The sequence below is a fragment of the Bacillus sp. AFS002410 genome (assembly GCF_002556365.1).
In the GTDB taxonomy this organism is placed as follows: domain Bacteria; phylum Bacillota; class Bacilli; order Bacillales; family Bacillaceae_G; genus Gottfriedia.
Map to the genome: position 1 here is coordinate 380,180 of NZ_NUEU01000001.1, position 22,318 is coordinate 402,497.

7 protein-coding genes and 1 pseudogene are annotated in these 22,318 nt (G+C 35.8%); 6 read left to right on the forward strand and 2 right to left on the reverse strand.

Going from position 1 to position 22,318, the window contains the following annotated elements; translation table 11 throughout:
• Window positions 1-190 precede the first annotated feature (190 nt).
• From CN692_RS01740 to lsrF, 4 genes and pseudogenes are all read left to right on the forward strand, one after another.
• Window positions 191-319 (forward strand): annotated as a pseudogene (locus CN692_RS01740) (sugar-binding domain-containing protein); the annotation flags it as partial.
• A 4-nt stretch (window positions 320-323) separates the two neighbouring features.
• Complete coding sequence (gene lsrK, locus CN692_RS01745; protein ID WP_098117278.1) at window positions 324-1,886, forward strand: autoinducer-2 kinase; 1,563 nt, start codon at window positions 324-326, stop codon at window positions 1,884-1,886.
• A 20-nt stretch (window positions 1,887-1,906) separates the two neighbouring features.
• A complete protein-coding gene (locus tag CN692_RS01750; RefSeq protein WP_098117279.1) occupies window positions 1,907-2,275 on the forward strand; it encodes a cupin domain-containing protein in 369 nt (122 codons plus the stop codon).
• A gap of 3 nt (window positions 2,276-2,278) precedes the next feature.
• Window positions 2,279-3,070, forward strand: a complete 792-nt coding sequence (gene lsrF / locus CN692_RS01755) for a 3-hydroxy-5-phosphonooxypentane-2,4-dione thiolase (protein ID WP_098117280.1) — start codon at window positions 2,279-2,281, stop codon at window positions 3,068-3,070.
• Window positions 3,071-4,126: 1,056 nt separating this feature from the next.
• Here the strand turns inward: lsrF and CN692_RS01760 are convergent.
• Entirely contained in the window at window positions 4,127-5,368 is a 1,242-nt protein-coding gene (locus CN692_RS01760) for a hypothetical protein (protein ID WP_142317479.1), read from the reverse strand.
• A gap of 844 nt (window positions 5,369-6,212) precedes the next feature.
• On the opposite strand from CN692_RS01760, the gene CN692_RS01765 reads away from it, so the two are divergent.
• Window positions 6,213-12,146 (forward strand): InlB B-repeat-containing protein, encoded by a 5,934-nt coding sequence (locus tag CN692_RS01765; protein WP_098117282.1) that lies wholly within the window; start codon window positions 6,213-6,215, stop codon window positions 12,144-12,146.
• 424 nt (window positions 12,147-12,570) lie between these two features.
• Here CN692_RS01765 and CN692_RS01770 read toward each other — a convergent pair whose 3' ends face one another.
• Window positions 12,571-13,149 (reverse strand): VanZ family protein, encoded by a 579-nt coding sequence (locus tag CN692_RS01770; protein ID WP_098117283.1) that lies wholly within the window; start codon window positions 13,147-13,149, stop codon window positions 12,571-12,573.
• A gap of 579 nt (window positions 13,150-13,728) precedes the next feature.
• Here CN692_RS01770 and CN692_RS26985 point away from each other — a divergent pair.
• A complete protein-coding gene (locus CN692_RS26985) occupies window positions 13,729-22,194 on the forward strand; it encodes an InlB B-repeat-containing protein (protein ID WP_098117284.1) in 8,466 nt (2,821 codons plus the stop codon).
• Window positions 22,195-22,318 lie beyond the last annotated feature (124 nt).

Here is a 22,318-nt window from a genome sequence, read left to right on the forward strand (position 1 = left end):
TAAAGTAAAAAGAGGACTTTACTAAAGAGAAAAATTTCTATCTGTATCAGTCATTTAGAATTTCAAACCAACTACTGTATTCATACCATTAGTAATAATTCATTACTATCTCCATTATCGTCCCAAAAAGATGGCGGTTTGGAAAAACTCCAGGATATACATGTAATTCCTGCTCCATTTTTAGCTTCAACTTATAGCCGAGGCCGGTGGAGAGAAAAAAATTGATGCCATCTACGGAGCTTTAAAAGGTAACTATATTAAGACGTTAATAACAGATGAAGCTACAGCTATTTCATTACTCAATTTGGAGGTGAAATAAACTAATGGCGTACATTCTGGCATTTGATGCTGGTACAGGTAGTATTCGCGCTGTTTTGTTTGATCAATTAGGAAATCAAGTTGGTTTTTCACAAATAGAATGGAACCATTTATCAAATGAAAAGTATCCAGGGTCTATGGATTTCGATTGGGAAACAAACTGGAAGTTAGTCGTTCAGTGTGTAAAGTCTGTTATTGAAGAAACAGGAGTTGACGCAAAAAAAATAAAAGCGATAAGTGCTACGAGTATGAGGGAAGGAATTGTCCTTTATGATGAAATGGGTAAGGAGATTTGGGCTTGTGCAAATGTAGATGCTCGAGCTTCGGATGAGGTCAAAGCATTAAAGGAATTAGATCCTGAATTAGAATACAAGATTTATAGGTTATCAGGTCAAATGTTTGCATTAGGGGCACTACCTAGACTTTTGTGGATAAAAAATCATTTACCAGGGATTTATAAAAAAGCCACTTACATGACTATGATTAATGATTGGATTCTTTATAAATTGTCAGGGAAACTACAAGTGGATCCTTCAAATGGGTGTACTACAGGGATATTTGATATTGAGAAGAGGAATTGGGAAAGTGATGTTGTAAAAATGTGTGGACTAAAAAATAATTTATTTCCGCATGTAAATGAGGCTGGTACTGTTATCGGTTACGTGATGGATGAAGTAGCAGCGTATACAGGTTTGAATTCAGGAACTCCGGTTATTTGTGGAGGCGGGGATGCTCAGATGGCTTCTGTTGGCGTCGGAGCGGTAAAAGCGGGGCAAGCCGTTGTATCAGGTGGATCATTTTGGCAGCAGGAAGTCAATGTGAGACAGCCTTTAGTTGACAAAAGTGGCCGTATCCGTGTTAACTGCCATGCAGTGCCTGAATTATGGCAGCTAGAAACCATTGCTTTTTTTCCTGGGCTTGTAATGAGATGGTTTCGTGATGCATTTTGTGATTTGGAAAAAATAGAAGCAAAAGTGACCGGTAGAGACCCGTATGAAATTTTAGAAGAAAAGTCAAAAAATGTTCCAATCGGGGCAAATGGGATTATTCCTATCTTTTCAGATACGATGAATTATAGCGCTTGGCGCCATGCATCTCCATCATTTATTAATCTCACTCTAGATCCTCTAAAGACTGGTAAAAAAGAAATGTTTAAATCGATTCAAGAAAATGCTGCGCTTATCACACTAGGAAACTTAAAGATTATAGAAGAAGAAACTGGTTATTATCCAAGTGAAGTTATTTTTACTGGTGGTGCTTCGAAAGGAAAACTTTGGAGTCAAACCCTTGCAGATGTTCTTGGAGTGCCAGTGAAAGTACCTGTAGTTAAAGAAGCAGCAGCATTAGGTACCTCACTATTTGCGGGGATTGGCATAGGAATTTATAAGAATATCCATCAAGCAGTTAACCAAGTTGTAAAGTGGGAGAGGACACATATACCTAACGTTGAAAACCATGACCAATATCTAGAAATCTATGAAAAATGGAGAATTGTATATCTAGAACAGCTTCAACTTGCTGATCGTGGTTTAACGACTCATATGTGGAAGGCACCTGGTCTGGAATAATATGAAAAGGGGGTGAAGTGATGAAGAAAGTTCACGAAAATGAATTCGATTATCGGTTTGGCGACAATGGGCCGAAATATTTAACAAAAGGTCCGAACGTAGATATTGGTGTGGTTGTATTGAAACCAGGTCAAGACTTTCAAAACCATTATCATACAGTTTGTGAAGAAATTTTCTATATCCTCGAAGGGCAGATAGATTTCTATATTAATGGTAATAAGGTTCCTACAATACCAGGAGATATGATTCAATGCCGCCCAGGCGATGCACATTACCTTATCAATCAAACTGACAAAACCTTTAAAGCCCTCTTCATTAAATCTCCGCATATTTTAGAAAGAGATGTTGTGAATATAATGAATCCAGAAATCAAGTTAAGGAGTGAATAGATAGTGAGCTGGGGATTTCAAAATCGATTAAACAAAATATTACCAAATAAGAGAGCAGTAATGCTTGCAATCGATCATGGCTACTTCTTAGGGCCAATAAGAGGCTTAGAAAAGCCTGAGGAAACTGTCAGAGACTTACTTCCATACACGGATTCGCTATATTTAACAAGAGGTACACTTGCAGCATGTATTCCGAAAAATACGGAAAAACCAATGGTTCTTCGTGTTTCGGGCGGTCCTACAACGTTAGGGAAGGATCTAGCGAATGAAAGGATCGTTACTTCAATAAAAGAAGCAATTCGCCATAATGTTGTTGGTGTAGGGGTTTCGGTTTTTATTGGATCTGACTATGAAACTCAAACAGTAACAAATCTAGCTCAAGTTGTAACTGATGCTCATGATTACGGTATACCTGTACTTGGAATTACTGCTGTCGGAAAAGAGCTTGAAAAACGGGATGCTAGGTTTTTAGCATTAGCTTCAAGAGTTCTTGCTGAAATGGGAACCGATATTGTAAAGACTTATTACTGCGACGACTTTGAACAGGTAACGAGTAAGTGCCCGGTTCCAATAGTTATTGCAGGAGGTCCAAAATTTAATACAATTCGTGAAGCACTGGAAATTACGTATAATGCTATGGAGCAAGGTGCAGCTGGGGTAGATATGGGAAGAAATATTTGGCAATCTCAGCATCCTCTTGCAATGATCCAAGCGATACATTCCATCGTTCATAAAGGATTCACAGTAAATGAAGCGGTAGATTTATATGAATTTTCTTCAAAAGTAAAAGCTTAATATAAGATGGTAAAGGGTACTATGTAAAAAAACGCATGAACACCTGGCGTTTACTTATCACAATTTTTGAACTCCAATTAGTAATATAAAACATATGTCAATGATAACAACAAAATAAGAACAATGATAATGTTATTGATAGCACTTAAAAAAAGAGGCTAACCATTTAGTTAACAAACTGAAATTCCACATTGAATAACGCATTAATTCAATAAAATTGTGAAAGGACTGTCAAAATTTAGACAGTCCTTTTCCAAATATTAAATATCAAGATTTTACTTTAGCAGAGCCTTGATAAAAGAATGACAAGTAGTTTGAAAAATTTATACTTGCTTATATCATTCATCGAAATACGTTTTTTCAATTTTTAAAATGTAGGATCATAACTTCTATAATTATTAAGATCTTCTAGCGCTTAGCTTAATCGAAGCAGATGTTAAATGATAATAATATTTATCCATATACTAATCTATTTATTTTGTTATCAAAGCGTTTAAGTAATTGTTAAACTCTTGATTTCTTCTTCAATTTCAAATTTGTGCAATTCACCTTACCTCATAATAGCGTTACTTTTCGATTGCACAAAAATTGTACAGACTAATTAGAAACAATAGAATTAAAAGACTTACAATGAATAAAATTACAGCGACCGCTTGGTTTACTGGACTTAATAGAACTAAAATATTCATAATTACTGTATAAGACTCGTACTCTGTATTTGACAGGGTAGGGGTCGCTTGTTGGCTTCCAGTTGGGATCATAAAGATGAGAAGGCTCAAACCTAGGTATATAAGGTTTGGGCTTTTTTTATAGAATTCTATTTTTTGTGATAAATAATATTCATTGCAAAAAGCTGAACAGAATGGTTTTAGATAAAAACGCCCATAGATAAAGACTACTTCAATAATCGAAGTTGAAGTAGTCTTTATGTGTAATTAAAAGATTTTTAAAGATAACAGGTTTATTTATCAGAATAAACTAAATTTTTAGCTGAATAAAAAGCATTGAAGTAGAAAAAAGGCTTTCATTAAATCGTTCTGATAAAATCATTGTTTATTATAAACTTAGTAACTGTGTAAATTTTTTTTCATGTTCAATAGTAATATGATTTTTATAATTCCAGTAACTCTGGAGACACTTCTTAAATCTACTTAAATTTCCTAATTCGAGAGCTTTATTTGCTACATCTAATAGTTCGTGTAGTCCTTCATTCAATTCATTACGAGCACAACGATATAAGGCATGTGCATGGCGGAAATGCAAGTAGCTTCTAATTCTACTTGGTTGATCGCTATTCGGTAATTCTTTAATAATGTGTTGAAATCGATTTAACAAATGACGAGCATCCTCTATACGAGCTGTTTTTAATAATCCTTCTAGCATATAGGGTAAACCTAAAAAGATGTAGTGACTCCCTTCATACCAGGAGATGAATTGATCTAAATACTCAAGGCGTTCAAATTCCATATAGGTGATTAAACGGTTACCTAGGGCATGCTTCGCATGGTAGTCACTAGCTTGAGCGGAACGGTCGATCAGTTCTAATACTTCATTTAAAGTACCATTCACTCGTCTTAATGCAAACGCCTGGAGCACTAGAGCCTCTGCATACCAAGTTCCTTCTTTTGCTGTTTTCTCCAAAATTTTCGCATAATGCAATGACTTGTCCCATTGCTCACGATGATGATACACTGCTGAGATCCATACATAAGACAATTGTTGAAATTCGTTTGGCATATAAGGTATATGCTTTAAAACAAGTGCTATAGCTTGTTGTTCTTCTTCAGTACCTCTTACCAAATAAAACTTCCTAAAATAACTAATGGCAACTTGTTCAGAAAAATGGTTTGGCATACTTTCAATGATGATTTCATATAGGGGCAATGATTGTTTCTCTTTCCCATTAAAAAAAAGTGATTCAGCAACGGAAAAAACAAAGTTTAAATTTTTTGTAAGAATTGGCTTCGATCTTTCTTGTAATAAAGTATTTAAAAGCTTCTGAAGTGGCTCCTCATATTCTTTTTCAGCACATTTATACAAAAAGTCCCTACCTCTTGATTTGCTTAAATATCCATTCTCATGGAAACATTCCTTAATGTAATAAGAATAAAAAGTGTCTTCCGGCAATTCGAAAGCTCGGGTAAAAGCATCTAAATTCAGTAAAGAAATGGGTTTTTTATTATTTAGAATTCTGCTTATATCAGTTTTGTAAACACCAGATACTTGGGATAGTTTTAAATTATTCCAATTTTTCTTTTGTATCTGATGCAAGAGACTATTTAATAACGTTGTATTCACTTTCTATGCCTTCTTTCTTTTGTCCTTAATATGAACCTCGTTAATTATTGTCAGGATATATCCAGTAATTTCTTATTTGATATAAAAAATATAAATTCAAAATATTATGACGTCAACAGTTGAATTAAATAAATATTAAAAATATTAAAAAAATTAAAAAATGACAAGAAATTTATAACCGAGATTTTTTGCAAACTGCCTTTATACTTAATTTGAAATTAATAATTATATTTTTTTACCACACTATTTATTCTAAATTGTGGAAAATGGATTTTTAATAGAGTAATTGTTGTATCAACTTTCAAGTCAGATGCTAGATTAGTTAAATATTTTCAATTGCTCGATCTTGAAAAATAAACCAGTGTACTGAATGTGATTTTTGGTTATTAGAACAAAATCTTCACATTTTTACAAATATACTAAACATCTAGAAAAGAAGGAGAGGTTAAGATTTAATGGGCCAAAGGTTCGCCAGCAAATATAAAGTCTGAAGTAAGACCTGAAACGTCAATTGAGTTCACAGTACTCATAAGAAAGTAAAGATCTGGTTAGGGTAAGACGGTTGTTTTCTAGTTTGGGTAAAACGCCTTTCTTATTCATTCGGGTAAATTACTAGAAACATAGGGGAAATTATAAACTTTCAAAATTATAATCGTTAGTTTATAGCGTACCACATCATTAAAGGGTGGAAATAGGAGATTTAAAGATAGGATACCAACGTTAGCTATATTGAAAATCGTATCCCACTTTATAAACTCAATCTATCTACTTTCTTTAATTGAAACGTGTTATTTGATAATACGCTAATTTCAAAAATCAAAAACTATTATAAGGGGTTTGGAAGATGGGGAAAAAGAAAAGTAAACACCTGATAAAGGTGACTGGATCCACAATGCTCATTTCTTCACTATTGTTTAGTATGCAAGGTCCAATTGTGTCGAAAGCTCAAGTTCGTTCAACTCCAACTTCAACTAAATCTGGTGTCACGTTGGATGATGCGGAACTGAACAAGTTGCTAAAAAACATAACGCCTGAACAAAGAGCCGCTTTAAAAGGGTCGGATTTGCAGGAATTCCCCGTGATTTCACCGGGTATTAACCTGAAAAGTAATGCACTCATTGATGTCATTGTTCAGTTTAAACAAGCACCAGCAAAAATTGCTGTGCTTAAGCAGGCTGTGAAAGGGAAAAAATTATCGCTCTTAGATGCAACAAAAGAAGCGGAAGCGAATCACTCAACGTTTAAAAATAAAGTAGCTGAGCTGAAAAAAGCCAAAAAATTAAGTGGTGCGACCATCAAACGCGAATATCGAAATGCGCTGAATGGTGTGTCCATGAGATTGCCGGCAAATCAAGTGAAGAATTTAGTCAACACAGGGGTTGTTGAACGCATTTTTAAGTCAGAGGTTGTGAAACTTGACCTTCCAAACGAACCGAAAGATGCTCCAAGTGGAGGGAGTGCGGCAAAGGCTGGCGATGACATCAAGCAAATTGGTGCGGATAAATTGCACAATGAACATGTGACGGGTAAAGGCATTAAAGTAGGTGTTATCGATACAGGTGTAGATTACAATCACCCAGACTTAAAAGACGCTTTTAAAGGCGGATATGATTTTGTCGATAATGATAATGATCCTATGGAAACAACAATTGCTGATTGGGAAAAAGCTCCCGCTAATAATAAACCACCTTCATGGGAGAGCTATATTACTGAACATGGTACGCATGTTTCAGGTTCGATTTTGGCTCGTCAGAAAAACAATGTAGATTATGCCGTAGAGGGTGTTGCACCTGAAGCTGATCTTTATGTATATCGAGTATTGGGACCAGGTGGGTCTGGGTCCAATGTCAATATTATTGCTGCAATTGACCGTGCGATTTCAGATAAGATGAATGTCATCAATCTATCTTTAGGGATGGATGTAAATGATCCACTTAGCCCAGTTGCGGTTGCTGTCAACAACGCAATGTTATCTGGAGTGGTCACAGTTGTTGCAGCTGGTAACGCAGGCCCAGACGAGAAAACTTTAGGAACACCTGGGGCAGCAGAATTGCCAATCACAGTGGGAGCAAGTACTGTGAGTCAAACGATTACAACTTTTGATGGTAACGCAGGAAGTGACCAATTCACAGGGATGAGATTGTTAGCTAAAAACTTCACTGACAATCTTGCAGATTTTAAAAATCTCACACTTCCTGTAGTAGATAGTGGAAATGGTTCAGCGGATAACTTCACTGGTAAAGATTTGACAGGGAAAATTGCACTGATTCAACGTGGAGATATCACATTGAATGAAAAGATTGAAAATGCCAAAAAAGTAGGAGCAAAAGCTGTTATTCTTTACAATAACGTGGATGGCGTGATCCCATACAATTTTGGTGACGGAACGAACTTTATTCCAACTTTCACAATGACCAAAGCAGATGGTGAACGTTTAAAAGCTCTTGGTACAGCTTCTTTAACGTTTGGAAAAATGGGAAGTGTTGTTCTGGAAGGGGATCAATTGGCTGACTTTAGTTCGAGAGGACCTGTTGAGGGAACTTTTAACATTAAACCAGATGTGGTTGCGCCAGGAGTTGGTATTTTTTCTACATTACCAGAATTTGTAAACGACCCAGGTGATGGTACTAATTATGACCTTGCCTATGGTCGAATGGATGGAACGTCCATGGCTTCTCCACACGTGGCGGGCGCTGCAGCTCTAATTTTACAAGCTCACCCGGACTATACACCATTTGATGTAAAAGTAGCCTTAATGAATACGGCAGTAGATTTAAAAGAAACTCACTCAGTTAACGAAGTAGGTGCTGGTCGTGTCGATGTATATGATGCTGTACATGCTGACGTTTCGGTCCGAGCTATAACGAAGACGGACCAAGTTAGTGATGGTAAACTGGTTCAGGTTGATGAACAAACAGGATCATTATCGTTTCAAAATCACAATGTAACGGATGAAGCAACTACAGCAAGCGAAACTGTACAAATCAAGAATCGTAGTCAAAGTCAAAACAAAACGTTTACAACGAGTGTGAAGTTTACCCCATCAAATGGTGGGCGTATCTTGGATGCTTCGTTAAATAACGTGACGATGTCACTTCCGACAACCGTTAACGTGGGTGCAGGACAAACAGTTGACATAAAGCCGACTATTAACATACCTGGAGCAGTCACTCCTGGACAATTTGAAGGTTATATCAATATGACGAATAAGCAAGAGCCTTCTGAGCACTATCAAGTTCCTTTTTCCATTCGAATCTCTGAAAAAGGAATCGGTAAATTTGCAACATATCCATTAGCAGTCACAACGAATTGGGAAAATCCAATGGCATCTCCTTATGCGGATGCTTCCATTAGTTTCCAATCTCCACAAAAATACCTTGACGTTATGTTAAAAGATATTAAAACTGGTCAGTATGTTGGTTATGTTGATGGTTTTGATGCTGAAGGTGCCTTAACGGATATCGAATATTATCTTCCATTACTTTTTATGGGGAATGTCCATTACTTTACTGGTAATCCTTATCACCCATGGGCTGATATTAAAAGAGATGTTCCAGAGGGAGACTATGAGTTAGTAGCAATTACTACAGACGCTGATGGTAAAACGTATGATGCAGAAACATTAATGCTTGTAGATAATACACCACCAAAAGTGACGTTGGATCGAAAACCTGGTTTCTACCAAGTATCTGATTCTGAATATACGTCGGAAGATGGGTCTGAACCTGCCATCTGGATTCATGGAAAGGTGACGGATCCAATTATCGATAAACTAAAAAAATATGGCTATCCAGAGGCTACACAAGCAAATAACTTTGCCTATTTTAGTACTCCTAATGAAGGAGGGTTTTTAGAACTTACACCAGATGGTGAATTCAAATTCCCAATTTTCAAAAAGTGGGTGACGGATCAAAATTTAAGAGGCGGCATTTTTAGTGCAAATCTTGCTGCTCTCGATTACGCAACTTGCGGTGATGCCGTGATGAATTACAAGTTTATGACGACAGATGCACCGATTACTACATTAACCTATGACAAAAAACAAATGGTTTTAGGCGATACACTTACAGTGTCAATGAACGCAAATAACTATAATAAGATTCCTGGTCCTGGTAACTTTACGTCAACTTTTAAAGGTATGACGATGACCTTAGGGTATGATGCGAAGCATTTTGAGTACAAAGATATTCAAATCAACCCTATATTTAAAGCGTATCTTGATTCAAAAGGTGCAACTGCGACAATAGGTACGAAATTGAATAAAGTAAATTTAAGTAGTGGTTCGTTAAAAATTGGTATTAAGGATTTTAATAATAATGCTTCTACTCCTACAACTTTCAGTGTAGCAGTTCCAGCTAGTGGTACTTTTACTTATAACGGCAATACTTATGACATAAACAATATTCCAATGTATGATGTCTCTTTTAAAGTTATTAATGATGAAGCTTTAAGTCCAGGTGCTGAATATTTCCCGATAAACTCTGCAAGTCTAGTGTGGACAGATGCGAACGGATTACCTGGTCTTATTAATAATCAATTCCCACCAAAAGCAACTAGTGTAAATGATATCAAAATAGAGACTAATAAATCTAACTTATGGGTAATGTTGGAGTCAAGTGCTTTCATGAAAGCAGGAAGATTGATTGATAATAAAGTTGATCTTGCTGCAATGGGCGCAAAGACTTGGGCGGAATCACCTGATGGAAAGACAACTTATACTGGAAGATTTTTTAAAGACGTTTCTCCAACTGGTGTTGCTTTTGTATATGCAATATTCGATAATCTACCAGCTTCACTCGAAAAGTACACTGTTTATTTATCAATGCCAAAGCATTTAACAGTGAATGTGAAAGTGAAGGCTGGCAAAAACGTAGCTGGAAGTGTGATTGGCGGAACTTTCTATGAATCATTTGATCCAAACCATGCTGGTGATCTTAATGGTGATCACATCATTGATGCCCTAGATCTTCAATTATTAGTAGAGCATTATTATGATTATGGAAATGATCTTGCTAAATATGATGTCAATAATGATGGCAAAATAAATGCATATGATGTTCGTTGCATTGAAGAAGGCTACTTATATCGTGATCATGATTCTATTCCTACTCAAAAAATTATTCCTAATATCGCAGGTATGGGACTAGTAGAGTTCGAAAATTCTCTTGATATGGATCCACTTGTTCCATTAATCCCGGATATATATGGACCTGAGTATCGCAATGTTACTTATGATACTCAGTTAGATACTGCACCAACAACGATAGTTGTAAATGACGGAAGTATATTGGCAAAACCGATTGATGATCCAACAAGCAAAGGTTTTACGTTTATTGGATGGTATAAAGATAAAGAGGGGACAACTCCTTGGAATTTTAGAAAAGATGTTGTAACGGGTGGAGATCTTACGTTATATGCGAAATGGAGCCAAAAATCGTTAGCATCCAACATCATTTTTGATACGAAAGCTGGAAACCAATCAAGTTTCACTGTTACTGTAAAACCAGGTAACTTAATTCCTGCACCAACTGGAACGTTTACGAAACAAAATAAAGTCCTTGCTGGATGGGCGGTCGACACGACGAACCCAACACTATGGAACTTTGCAACTGATCGAGCTGCAGGAGATACCATTCTTCATGCGGTATGGGCGTCACCGATTTCTGTGACATTTGACAAAAATGATTCGGATGTAAGTGATAATAATGTCGTATTAGGTAGTAGCTATGGAGTAAAATTCCCAGTAGCACCAACAAGAACAGGCTATACATTTGCTGGCTGGGCAACGATGAGCAATGCAACGGTAGCGAATTTTACGGAAACGACAGCGTTAACGGCGCCAATCACGGTTTATGCAGTATGGACAACAAATAATTACACTGTTACATTTGATAGCAATGGTGGATCTGCTGTTTCTATTATTACAACAGATTATAATTCAATTACAGCACCTACTGCTCCAACAAGACAAGGTTACACATTTGTTGGATGGTATAAAGATGCAGAAGGAAAAACACCATGGAACTTTGCAACAGACAAAGTTTCTAATGACATGGTTCTATATGCTAAGTGGAACGTAAACACTTATACAGTTCACTTTACTAGCAATGGTGGTAGTCAAATTGCTGACAAAAAAGCGAATTACGATAGCGTTCTTACATTACCAAAACCAACAAGAACAGGTTACACATTTGCTGGGTGGTATACAGATGCAGCATTAAAAACAGCTGCAGGTACAACGATTAATTTAAAAGGCGATATCACACTGTATGCAAAATGGAACATTAATCAATACACTGTTAAGTTTAATAGTAATGGTGGAAGCACAGTTGCAGCTAAAACAGTGAATTACAATACAACGATTAGTCAACCATCGTCACCAACTAGAAAAGGTTATGTATTCCTGGGATGGTACAAAGATGCTTCTGGTAAAGTAGCTTGGAACTTTGCAAAGGATCACGTTACAGCAAACACTACAATTTACGCTAAATGGGTAGCAATTCCGGCTAAACCATCAAATGCGAAATTAACGAAGTCTGGAAAAGACTCTGTGAAAGTAACATGGTCAAAAGTCTCAGGTGCAACAGGATATGAGATTGTTAAATCAACATCTAAAACAGGAACATATTCTCACCTAACAAACGTAACAACAACTAATTACACGAACAAAGGATTAAGTAAAGGTAAAACTTACTACTACAAAATCCGTTCTTACACGATCGTTGGATCGAAGAAAATCTATGGCGACTTCACAAGCGTTATTTCGATCAAAATGTAATTAAAGTAAGAAATTCAATTAAGTAATACAGCAGTTAGTTCAAAAGTATAAAGGGTGTTTAGGATAAATACCCTTTATACTAAAAAACGATTTTTTTTACAAACTTCCCCGTAAAAAATATAGAAGACCACAAGGTAATTAACTTTCCTTGTGGCTTTTTTTGTTTTTAGTTTGATTGTGATCAAATTAACTCACTTAGTGAAGGTAAGAAGTTAGTAGTTAAATAAAAAGGATTTAAGTCGAATCCATGAAATGTAACCCGAATAATAGTCTCTTAAAAAAGGGTCTATTATTCGGGTTAGTTTATGTCCACGTCATTTTAACCCCGTTTATATTTTTATAGTTTAATAAATTGTGTTTTAAAATTTTCTTTAAACATAAAAGAATAATATTATCCAAATACTTTATATTATACTTTTCTAGTTTATAAGGAATAGTTTTGAGAGGAGTTTTCTTTATGGTTTAGATACCATTCCGAATATACTTTCGAAATAATCCAACCGAATAAAATACCAATCATGTTTAATATTACATCATCGATATCCATAACTTTATTAGGATATTTGGTAGAGTAGTTGATTAATAGCTGAATCAACTCGATTGAGATTGTCAGGATAAGTCCAATTAGAAAGTTTTTATTAAACGGTAGTTTTTTTCTCTTTAGTACTACAAATAATATTGGTATTGGTAGTAATAATACAATGTTACCTATTATTTGAATCCATAAGCCATGTTGGATTGAATTAAAAACGGTGTGAAAAGGTACGAATTGATACAATAAATCTTTTCTAAATATTTCAGGGTTATGCTTAAAACGATAGGAAAATGGGAAAAAAACTACTTTTATTAATGATAACCAATAGAACAACCAAGTAAAAAAATGAAATAATCTTATAAAATTAAAATTCTTTCTAATAATTACATTTATAAAATAAATTATTAATACAAAAAAATATACTAGTAAAAATTCAACAAAATCCAGTGTTGCTGTAAACCCTATCATGTAGATCCCTCCTTAATAATAGTAGTATAGAAATGCTTCAAATATTTTATCGGAGGTATTTGAAAATATATTAGTATTCATCTGGACTGAAATGGTATTGATAAATAGGAGGGGTATTCCCACTCCTATTTTATTTAAATATAGTTAAGCAATATATTATTTCTGTTAATCTAGGTCCCTATCATCATCTTACTTATTTTTCAGTAAAAAAATATGATACGTCATTATTTTATTAAAAGTGTTCATTTCTAAATTAAGAATTTTTTAACCAAAAAAATTTTTTTAGGACCCTTTTTTTATATAAAATGTCAAATTCCCCCAAAATTTCAAAAAGATTCTGTTTTTTGAAATCTGAAGTTTTTGTAAGCGTTTTCTATTTAAAAAATATATTTTTTACAAAAAAATAACAATTTTTGACACTTTTACTACAAATAAACAAACAAAAATCGTTAAATTCCCCCAATACAAGACATGTATTGCATCAAGTAAAATTTAATTAGTTTGATTATTGAGAAGATTTTATATATTTGAATTTTCCGTAAACTACTAAATTTCGTTTGTGAAAATAGGGGGGAAAACATGAAAAAGAAAAAATTATCAAACAAGAGGCCAACTAAAAAAATATTATCAATCTTTGCATTGAGTACAATGTTTTTAAATGTTGTGATACCTCAAAGTTTCGCGAGTGTAAAAGCTGAAACGAAACTAAATGAACAAGGTTTATCGAGTAATACTTTTGATGCAAAAGAAGTAAACCGCATTCTTGATAGTCTTACTGCCGAACAAAAAGCAAATATTAATAAGCTTACTGGAGCAGATAATGCAGAAAAGATCCATTTGGACAAAAAGGATTTAACTGGTTCCAAAAAGATTAATGTGATTGTTCAATTTAAACAAGACCCAGCTAAGATTCAAATTATTAAGCAATCTTTAGCTAAAGGTGGAGCTACTGCAAATGCTCAAGCATTTAATAGCGAATATTCAGGTGCAATAAAAGAGGTTAATAATTCACATGCAAATTTTAAGAGTTTTTTAAATACACAGCCTAAAACACAAATAGTCGGTGGGAAAACTGTTAAAACGGAAATCAGTATTACACGAGAATATACAGAAGCATTTAATGGGGTATCTTTAACATTACCTGCAAATTTAATTCAAAAACTTGCAGAAAGTCCAGATGTTGCAGCTATTTGGTCACAAGAAGAATACTCGGTGCCTAAAGAAGGCGATTCTCCAAATTCGGCAGCTAGTAAGTCTGCTGGAAAGCCAACATCAGCCCTTTCTTATTTAGGCATTGATAAACTTCAAGCAGATGGTAATACAGGGATCATTAAATCAGGTCCACGTGCGGGACAAAAGGTTAAGGTTGGAGTACTAGATACTGGTATTGACTACAACCATCCTGATTTAAAGGCTGTTTATAAAGGTGGACATGACTTTGTTAACAACGTAGGTTTAGATGCTAATGGAAACGTAAAATGGGTTGATGACCATGATCCAATGGAAACAACTTATGATGATTGGGTAGCTGCAAAGGGAAATCCTGATCCAATCGCGGGACCTCCTCCATCAGATTATAAGCAGTATATTACATCGCATGGAACTCATGTTGCTGGGACGATTGCGGCAAATACAACGAATAATAATGACGTTTATTCGGCAAATGGAGTAGCGCCAGATGTTGATCTTTATTCTTATCGTGTATTAGGACCTGGAGGACATGGTACGTCGGATTCTGTACTAAATGGTATTGACCAAGCAGTAAAGGATCACATGGATGTTATCAATCTTTCTTTAGGTGCATCAATTAATGACCCACTTTATCCTACAAGTATTGCAATTAACAATGCTACTCTAGCTGGAGTTGTATGTGATGTTGCTGCAGGGAATAGTGGTCCTGGACAAGCTACGGTAGGTTCACCGGGAGCTTCACCACTAGCAATCACAGTAGGTGCAAGTACGATTCCTGAAGATATTGCAACAATGACCATCAAGAATGGTACATCTTCTTATAAAGCACGTTTATTTGGTAAAAACTTTTCGCAATCAGACGACGCATATAAAGGACAGACGCTTCCGATTGTTGATGTTGGATTAGGAAGTGTAGCTGATTATAGCGGAATTGATGTGAAAGGTAAACTTGTTCTAGTAAAACGTGGCGTTGACTACTTACAAACAAAAATGGCTAATGCTCACAATGCTGGAGCTGCCGGTATGGTTATTTGGGATAATACTGATGATACAGATAGCCAAGGCTTTATACCTACTTTCTTAGGTGTCAGCATGGATAATGTTTATTCAGTATCACTCACTCAGGCACAGGGACAAGCTCTTTCTGATGCCATTAAAAAAGACCCTAAGTCTGCTAACATAACTTTCCCTTCTACACTAGATGCTTCAATTAGTAAGAGTGGAGATGAATTGGCAAGCTTTAGTTCAACAGGTCCAGTGAAAGATTGGACGATTAAACCTGATGTTGTAGCTCCTGGTGTTGATATTTCTTCAACAGCTCCATACGATATTTGGGAGTCACAAAACAATACAACTCATGACTATAAATACGCTTATCAGATTATGTCTGGTACATCAATGGCTACTCCGCACGTTGCTGGTATTTCAGCTTTAATTAAAGCTGCGCATCCGGATTATACACCTGCGGATGTAAAAGCGGTGTTAATGAATACAGCTAAAAGTATTAACACAGATTCAAAGAATTATAGTGTCTACCAGGTAGGTGCTGGACGTGTTAATCCTGCTCGAGCTATTGCTACAGATGTGAAAATTCAAGTATTAGATAAAGCTGTTACGCTTGATGATCCAAATGATTCATCAACAGCTCACGAAGTAGATAATCTTACAGGAAGCATGTTCTTTGGTTTTAAAGGTAGAGGCGAAGGATCAACAAACGGATCAGATGATGTCATTTCATCTAAAGATTTTAACGTTTCTAACCAAGGAAACAGCAGTAAAACATTTAAGGTAAGTACTGAATTTATGTCAACGAAATTTGCTGGATCAAATAAAGTAGGTCCTGGCACAGGTAATGATGTGAAAATTGATTTTTCTGTCGATGGGAAGAGTGTTATATCACTAAACGTTGGCGGAGGAAGTAGTGTTAAAGCAACGGCAAAAATTACAGTTCCGGCAAATTCAGTTGAGGGCACTTACGAAGGTTATATTAATCTAGTAAACTCAGCTGACTCATCGGAGACTTATCGAATTCCGTTTACAATCACAGTTGCTGAAAAAGGAATAAATACTTTCCAAGTCGGGATTAAAGCGGCGGCAGTAGGAAATCTATCATCTTATTATTTATCTGTAAATAATGCAATGGAAAACTACTATATTCTTGTAAAAGACAAAGACGGAAAATATATAGGTGTTGCAAATACGTTGTCAGACGGTAGTAATATTATTCCAGGTGTCCAATATGGACCTAGAATCACACTTTTTAATGGTTGGTATCTTCCATTTACTAAGACTTATGATGGAACGTATGACGCTTCTGGTATTTCAAGCGCAGTACAAGTTCTACAAGAAGGTGCTTACTCACTTGAAATGATTGCAACGGGTAAAGATGGAAAACGTTACACAGCGGAAGATACTGTATATGTTGATGGTACACCACCAACAATGACGATGGATTCAGATTCCAAAGGTGGAATTTATGAAATTGATCCGACAGGGTATCTGCCTGGACAAGAAATTAAAGGATTCTCTGGTAAAGTATACGACTCGAACATAGAAGTAATGAAAAATAATGGAGAAACGTCAGTGCCAAGCCCTCAAGATGGTGTTACACCAGTTCCTGTTGATCAAGGCTTGAACAGTGTTGTAGGGTATCAAGATAGCATGTTCCCAACAGTTTACTTCAAAACCGATGCAAAAGGTCGTTTCCATTATGGTGTAACGGTTGAGGACGTTGCAAATAAGTTGGGTAGTGAATTTATCATTGACCCTGTTGATTATTCTGGTGAAAGTGATATGGATTTAAACTCACAAACCTATTATTTTATTAAAAAGGGAAATCCATATGTTACATTAACTGCATCTAATGGAGTAGACGCGGGACCAGGTAACGAAGATAAAGTAGTTGTCGATGCGAATAAGCCATTCAAAGCGACTTTCACAACACATTATGTAAAAGGAATGACTGGCGGTAAATTTTTACTGAATAGTAATAATGTATACGAATACAGTAATATTCGCTTAACTGACGAGTATAAAAATTATCTGATCAGTAAAGGAATTGATCCAACGAAGGTTCTTACTATAGGTCAACCATATGTACATCCAATTTATGGAATTGGTAAAACAACAGATGTGACAATTTCGAATATAGGTGCAGCAGGTGCATTAGACCATGATATGCCGATCTTAGAAGCAGATGTTACCTATAATAGCCCTGATCCAATTACAGGACAATTCCCATATCAATTACTATCAGCGAATTTAACTTTGTCTGGTGAAGATACTAAAGTTGCATGGTTCCCAACGAATGTTCCTTATGTAAGACAGAACATTTCTGTACTTAGAGGACGTGTAGCAGCAGAATCTTTTGCAAGAAATAACGTAAACAACAATTACCCTCAATTCACGGTTGATTCAGGCGCGAAGGTAACGATTATAAATGATAAAGGTCAAAAATTTACAACAGATCAACCGACATCATTTAATAATACAATGGCTTATACGTTTATCAACCCATATTATGCGGTGACAATGGGGGTAAGTGACAAGCCATATTCTGTCGAAGCAAGTGTACCAGGTCATTTTAAAGGATATGCAAAAACACCAGTTATTGGTCAAAACAAATACGGTTATCAGTCAGGTACTGTAAAAGATCTTCCAGGTCTTTTCCCAATCTTATTAGGTGGAGATGTAAATGGTGACAACGTCATCGATATGAAAGATTTGCTGAAGGAAATCGATGTTTATTATCAATATAAAAATCTAGGTTATGTTGATAATCCAGACAATACAGTTGCAAAAAAGACAGCATTCTTAAACGATAACCGTGATGCGGATATTTACTGGGTTAAACCAACCGGTTCAGGTTATGGGATTAATTATAACGACTTCTATTTCATCTTTAAAAACTTTGGCGTAAAAAATCAAAGTGCGATTGATTCAGGATTAACTGTTCCAACTGCGCAATTAACGGTAGATCAAGATACGACTTTTAAAACTGCTTATGCAGGAGCCTTACCAACAATTACTTTAAATGCTGGTGACACTTTACAGCAAGTACTACAAAAACTTAATTTCCCAGCTCCGGATATGAAAATCGAATCAACACCAAAGCTTCAAGACTTACAAAATGGTGCATCGATTTCACTTGTTCCTACAAATACCGTATTTGTAGATGATGTAGTGTGGAGAAAAGCAATTACAAAAATTATGCTTGGTTCAACTGATGTAACAAATTTAGTGACGATCAATCCTGCATATACGTATACGGATGCAAGTGGCCAAACGGCAACAATGCCATCTAAAATTACGTTCCCTGGGTCATTATTCCCAACAGCAACGAATTACACAATGACAGTGAAGGCGACAGGATATCCGGATGTAACAAAATCTCTAACAATCTCAACGGTGCCAATTCCAACGCCATCGATTCCAATTATTACTGATCCAACAGTGGCGCATATCGGTAAAGATTTAACTTTAAGCTTCACAGAGGATGCGAAATGGAGAAATGGAATCAATAAAGTGATTGTGTCAACTAATAATGGTAAGAGTATGGATATCACTAATTTGATTAATCCAGATACGAATCAAAAGTATTATGACATTAGTAAGCCTGGAACAATTACGTTTAATGCGAAAACATTTATGACGGATTCTACGCTTGATCAAAAAAATGGTTTAACTTATGGCACAGCAACTGTAAATCCGGGTGGAGCAAGATATCTGCCACAACTTTACAGATTTACGATCAGTTCACAAGGTGCAGATGGTACTGTTTATCCAGATGTAATTGCTGGTTATGATCCTGTTTACACTGGCCAACAACCTGTTGGATATTCGATTACGTTTGATAGCCAAGGAGGAACGCCAATTAATCCAATGACGTTAGGATATAGACCGGGCTCAAGTAGATCGAATGGTCCAAATAGTGATTTGATAAGTTATATGACTCCTGCACCAACGAGACAAGGTTATAAGTTCCTTGGTTGGTATGAGGCAGATGGTACAACAATATGGGATACAGCAAATCCTTTCACAGCAGACAAAACAGTGTACGCAAAATGGCAAATGAATACGACTCAAAACTATTCTCCTGTTGATAAATCGAATCCGAATGGCTTAAAATTCGATGGAAGTAATGGGGGGGTATCTGGAATTGGATGGGTACTTGGTGAAGGCGATTTAAAAATTAACATTCCAGATTATTTAACAAATGTTGCTTGGCTAACAGGAAAAGATAAAATTGCAAAAATTGAAGCGACATACTATGGAATGAAGAGCGATGGCTCAACAAATACGGACCCGACAATCTATACGTTAGACCCAAGTACTTATAACTTATCGTCTAACGGAGGTAACGGAATTCTATCATTCACAACGGCTACACATGATCAAGCTGTTCAAGCAGGTCAAACTAAACTAGGTGAAAAGTTTGCCTTCAGTGAAATGCCAACTCTTGGGAATATTGGCGCGATTAAAGGATATAAGTTAACAATAACTTCTACAACAGGAGAAACGGTTACAATTCCAAGTATCCTTCTTTCTTATAGACGCCATATTGATTTAAACGGTGGTACGTTAAAGACTGCAAATGACCTATTCTTCGCAGATCAATTGGTAAATGGAAAAACAACTGCACCAAATATGTCTACTGGTTCAACACATGTAATTAATGGTAATTTAACAATTAGTACAGACCTTTATTTAGATGCAGCTGGTTCAAGTAACAAGAAGTCTGATATTACAACAAATCCTAAAGTTCTAACAGATAATTCTACTTTCTATCTATGTTGGATGAAAGTTCCACCAACAGTGAATAAAGACGTAAATGGAAACATTGTTGGAAGCGACATCACACTACCATTTACGGATGATGGGACATGGAAAAATAATATCAAAACCGTGAGCATTGGTACTAAAACTTTAGTGCTTAACAATGATTACACGATCACAAATAATAGCATTATCCTGAAAGCAGCTCTATACACAGTTGGTCAAAAAGTAAATGTGACGATAGCTTCAGAAGGGTATAAAGATGTTGTCGTGACTGACCAAGTTATCGGTTATACAGTAACGTTTGAATCAAATGGTGGAGATCCAGTTCCTGCTCAAATCGTTGACAGAAATGCGACTAAACCAGTTGATCCGACTAAAGTAGGCTACAAGTTCTATGGTTGGTATACAGATCAAAATTTAACAACTGCTTATGACTTTGATAACATTGTCACAAAACCAACTACACTTTATGCAAAATACGCATTAGCTGGTTCAGTTGTGACAGCAGATACAACTGATAATGTAGTAGGAAACAATGTTGTATTGGAATACAGTGACAAAGAATGGGCAAATGCAATTACTGGCATTAACATCAATGGTCTTGCGATTGATGCATCGAAATACACTGTTGATAAAGAAAATCGTACAATTACTTTAGATAAGAGTCTCTTCTCAAGAGCTAAAGATTTTATAATTACTGTAAAAGCTACTGAGTATGCTGATGTGACTTTAGTACAAAAAGTATTAAATGGATATAATGTACATTTCGTTGTTTCAAAAGATGCTCCAGCGGAGGTTAAGGAAGCAACAAAAGATCAAATTGTGGCTCGCAGAATCACAGCACCAGCAGCCCATGGATATGATCTAACTTGGTTTGCTGATGAAGCATGTATAATCCCTTGGGATTTCACAAATTCGATCTATTCTACAAAAACGATTTATGGAAAGTGGAAACCAGCAAAATATACTGTCATCTATGACACACAAGATGCTGGACTAGTCGTTTCTGTGAAAGCTGAGTACAAGTCACTACTAGATGAATCAAAACCGACAAGAACTGGTTACACATTTGTTGGTTGGTATAAAGATGCAGAAGGAAAAACAGCATGGAACTTTGCAACGGACAAAGTAACTGATGACATGGTTCTATACGCTAAGTGGCAAGTTAACTCTTATACGGTTCACTTTAACAGCAATGGTGGCAGTCAAGTAGCTGACAAATCTGCAAATTATAACACTGTTATCTCTGCACCGAATACGACAAGAACAGGTTACACATTTGTTGGATGGTACGAAGATGCTGCAGGTGATCTACCTTGGAACTTTACAAAAGATAGAGTAACTTACAACACTACTTTATATGCGAAGTGGAAAATCAATTCGTATAAAGTAAGCTTTGTAAGCAATGGAGGTTCTACAGTTCCTGCTCAAACAGCGAATTACAATAGCGTCATTAATTTACCAAAACCAACAAAAACAGGATATACATTTGCTGGATGGTATAAAGATGCTACATTAAAAACAGCAGTAGGAAGTTCTGTTACACTAACAGGTAACGTTACGCTTTACGCAAAATGGAACATTAGCACGTATACTGTTAAATTTAACAGTAACGGTGGAAGTTCTGTTGCTTCTAAAACAGCAATTTACAATGCAACAATTAGCCAACCAAAGTCTCCGACTAGAAAAGGATATGTATTCCTTGGATGGTACAAAGATGCAACAGGAAAAGTAGCTTGGAACTTTTCGAAGGATCACGTTACAGCAAACACTACAATTTACGCTAAATGGATAGCTATTCCAGCTAAACCAACAAATGCGAAATTAACGAAGTCTGGAAAAGACTCTGTGAAACTAACATGGTCAAAAGCTTCAGGTGCAACAGGGTATGAAATTGTAAGAGCAACTTCAAAAACAGGAACATACTCTCACCTAGGTAGTGTGACAACAACGAATTATACAAACAAAGGATTAAGTAAAGGTAAAACATACTACTACAAAATCCGTTCTTACAAAATGGTTGGAACGAAGAAAATCTATGGCGACTTCACAAGCGTTATTTCGATCAAAATGTAATAATGTAAGAAATTAAGTAGTTTAGTAGTTAAAAAGGGTGTTTCGGATAAACCCCCTTTTTACTAAAAATTAATAAACTTTTTAGTACAATCTTCCCTATAAAAATATAGAAAGCCACAAGGTA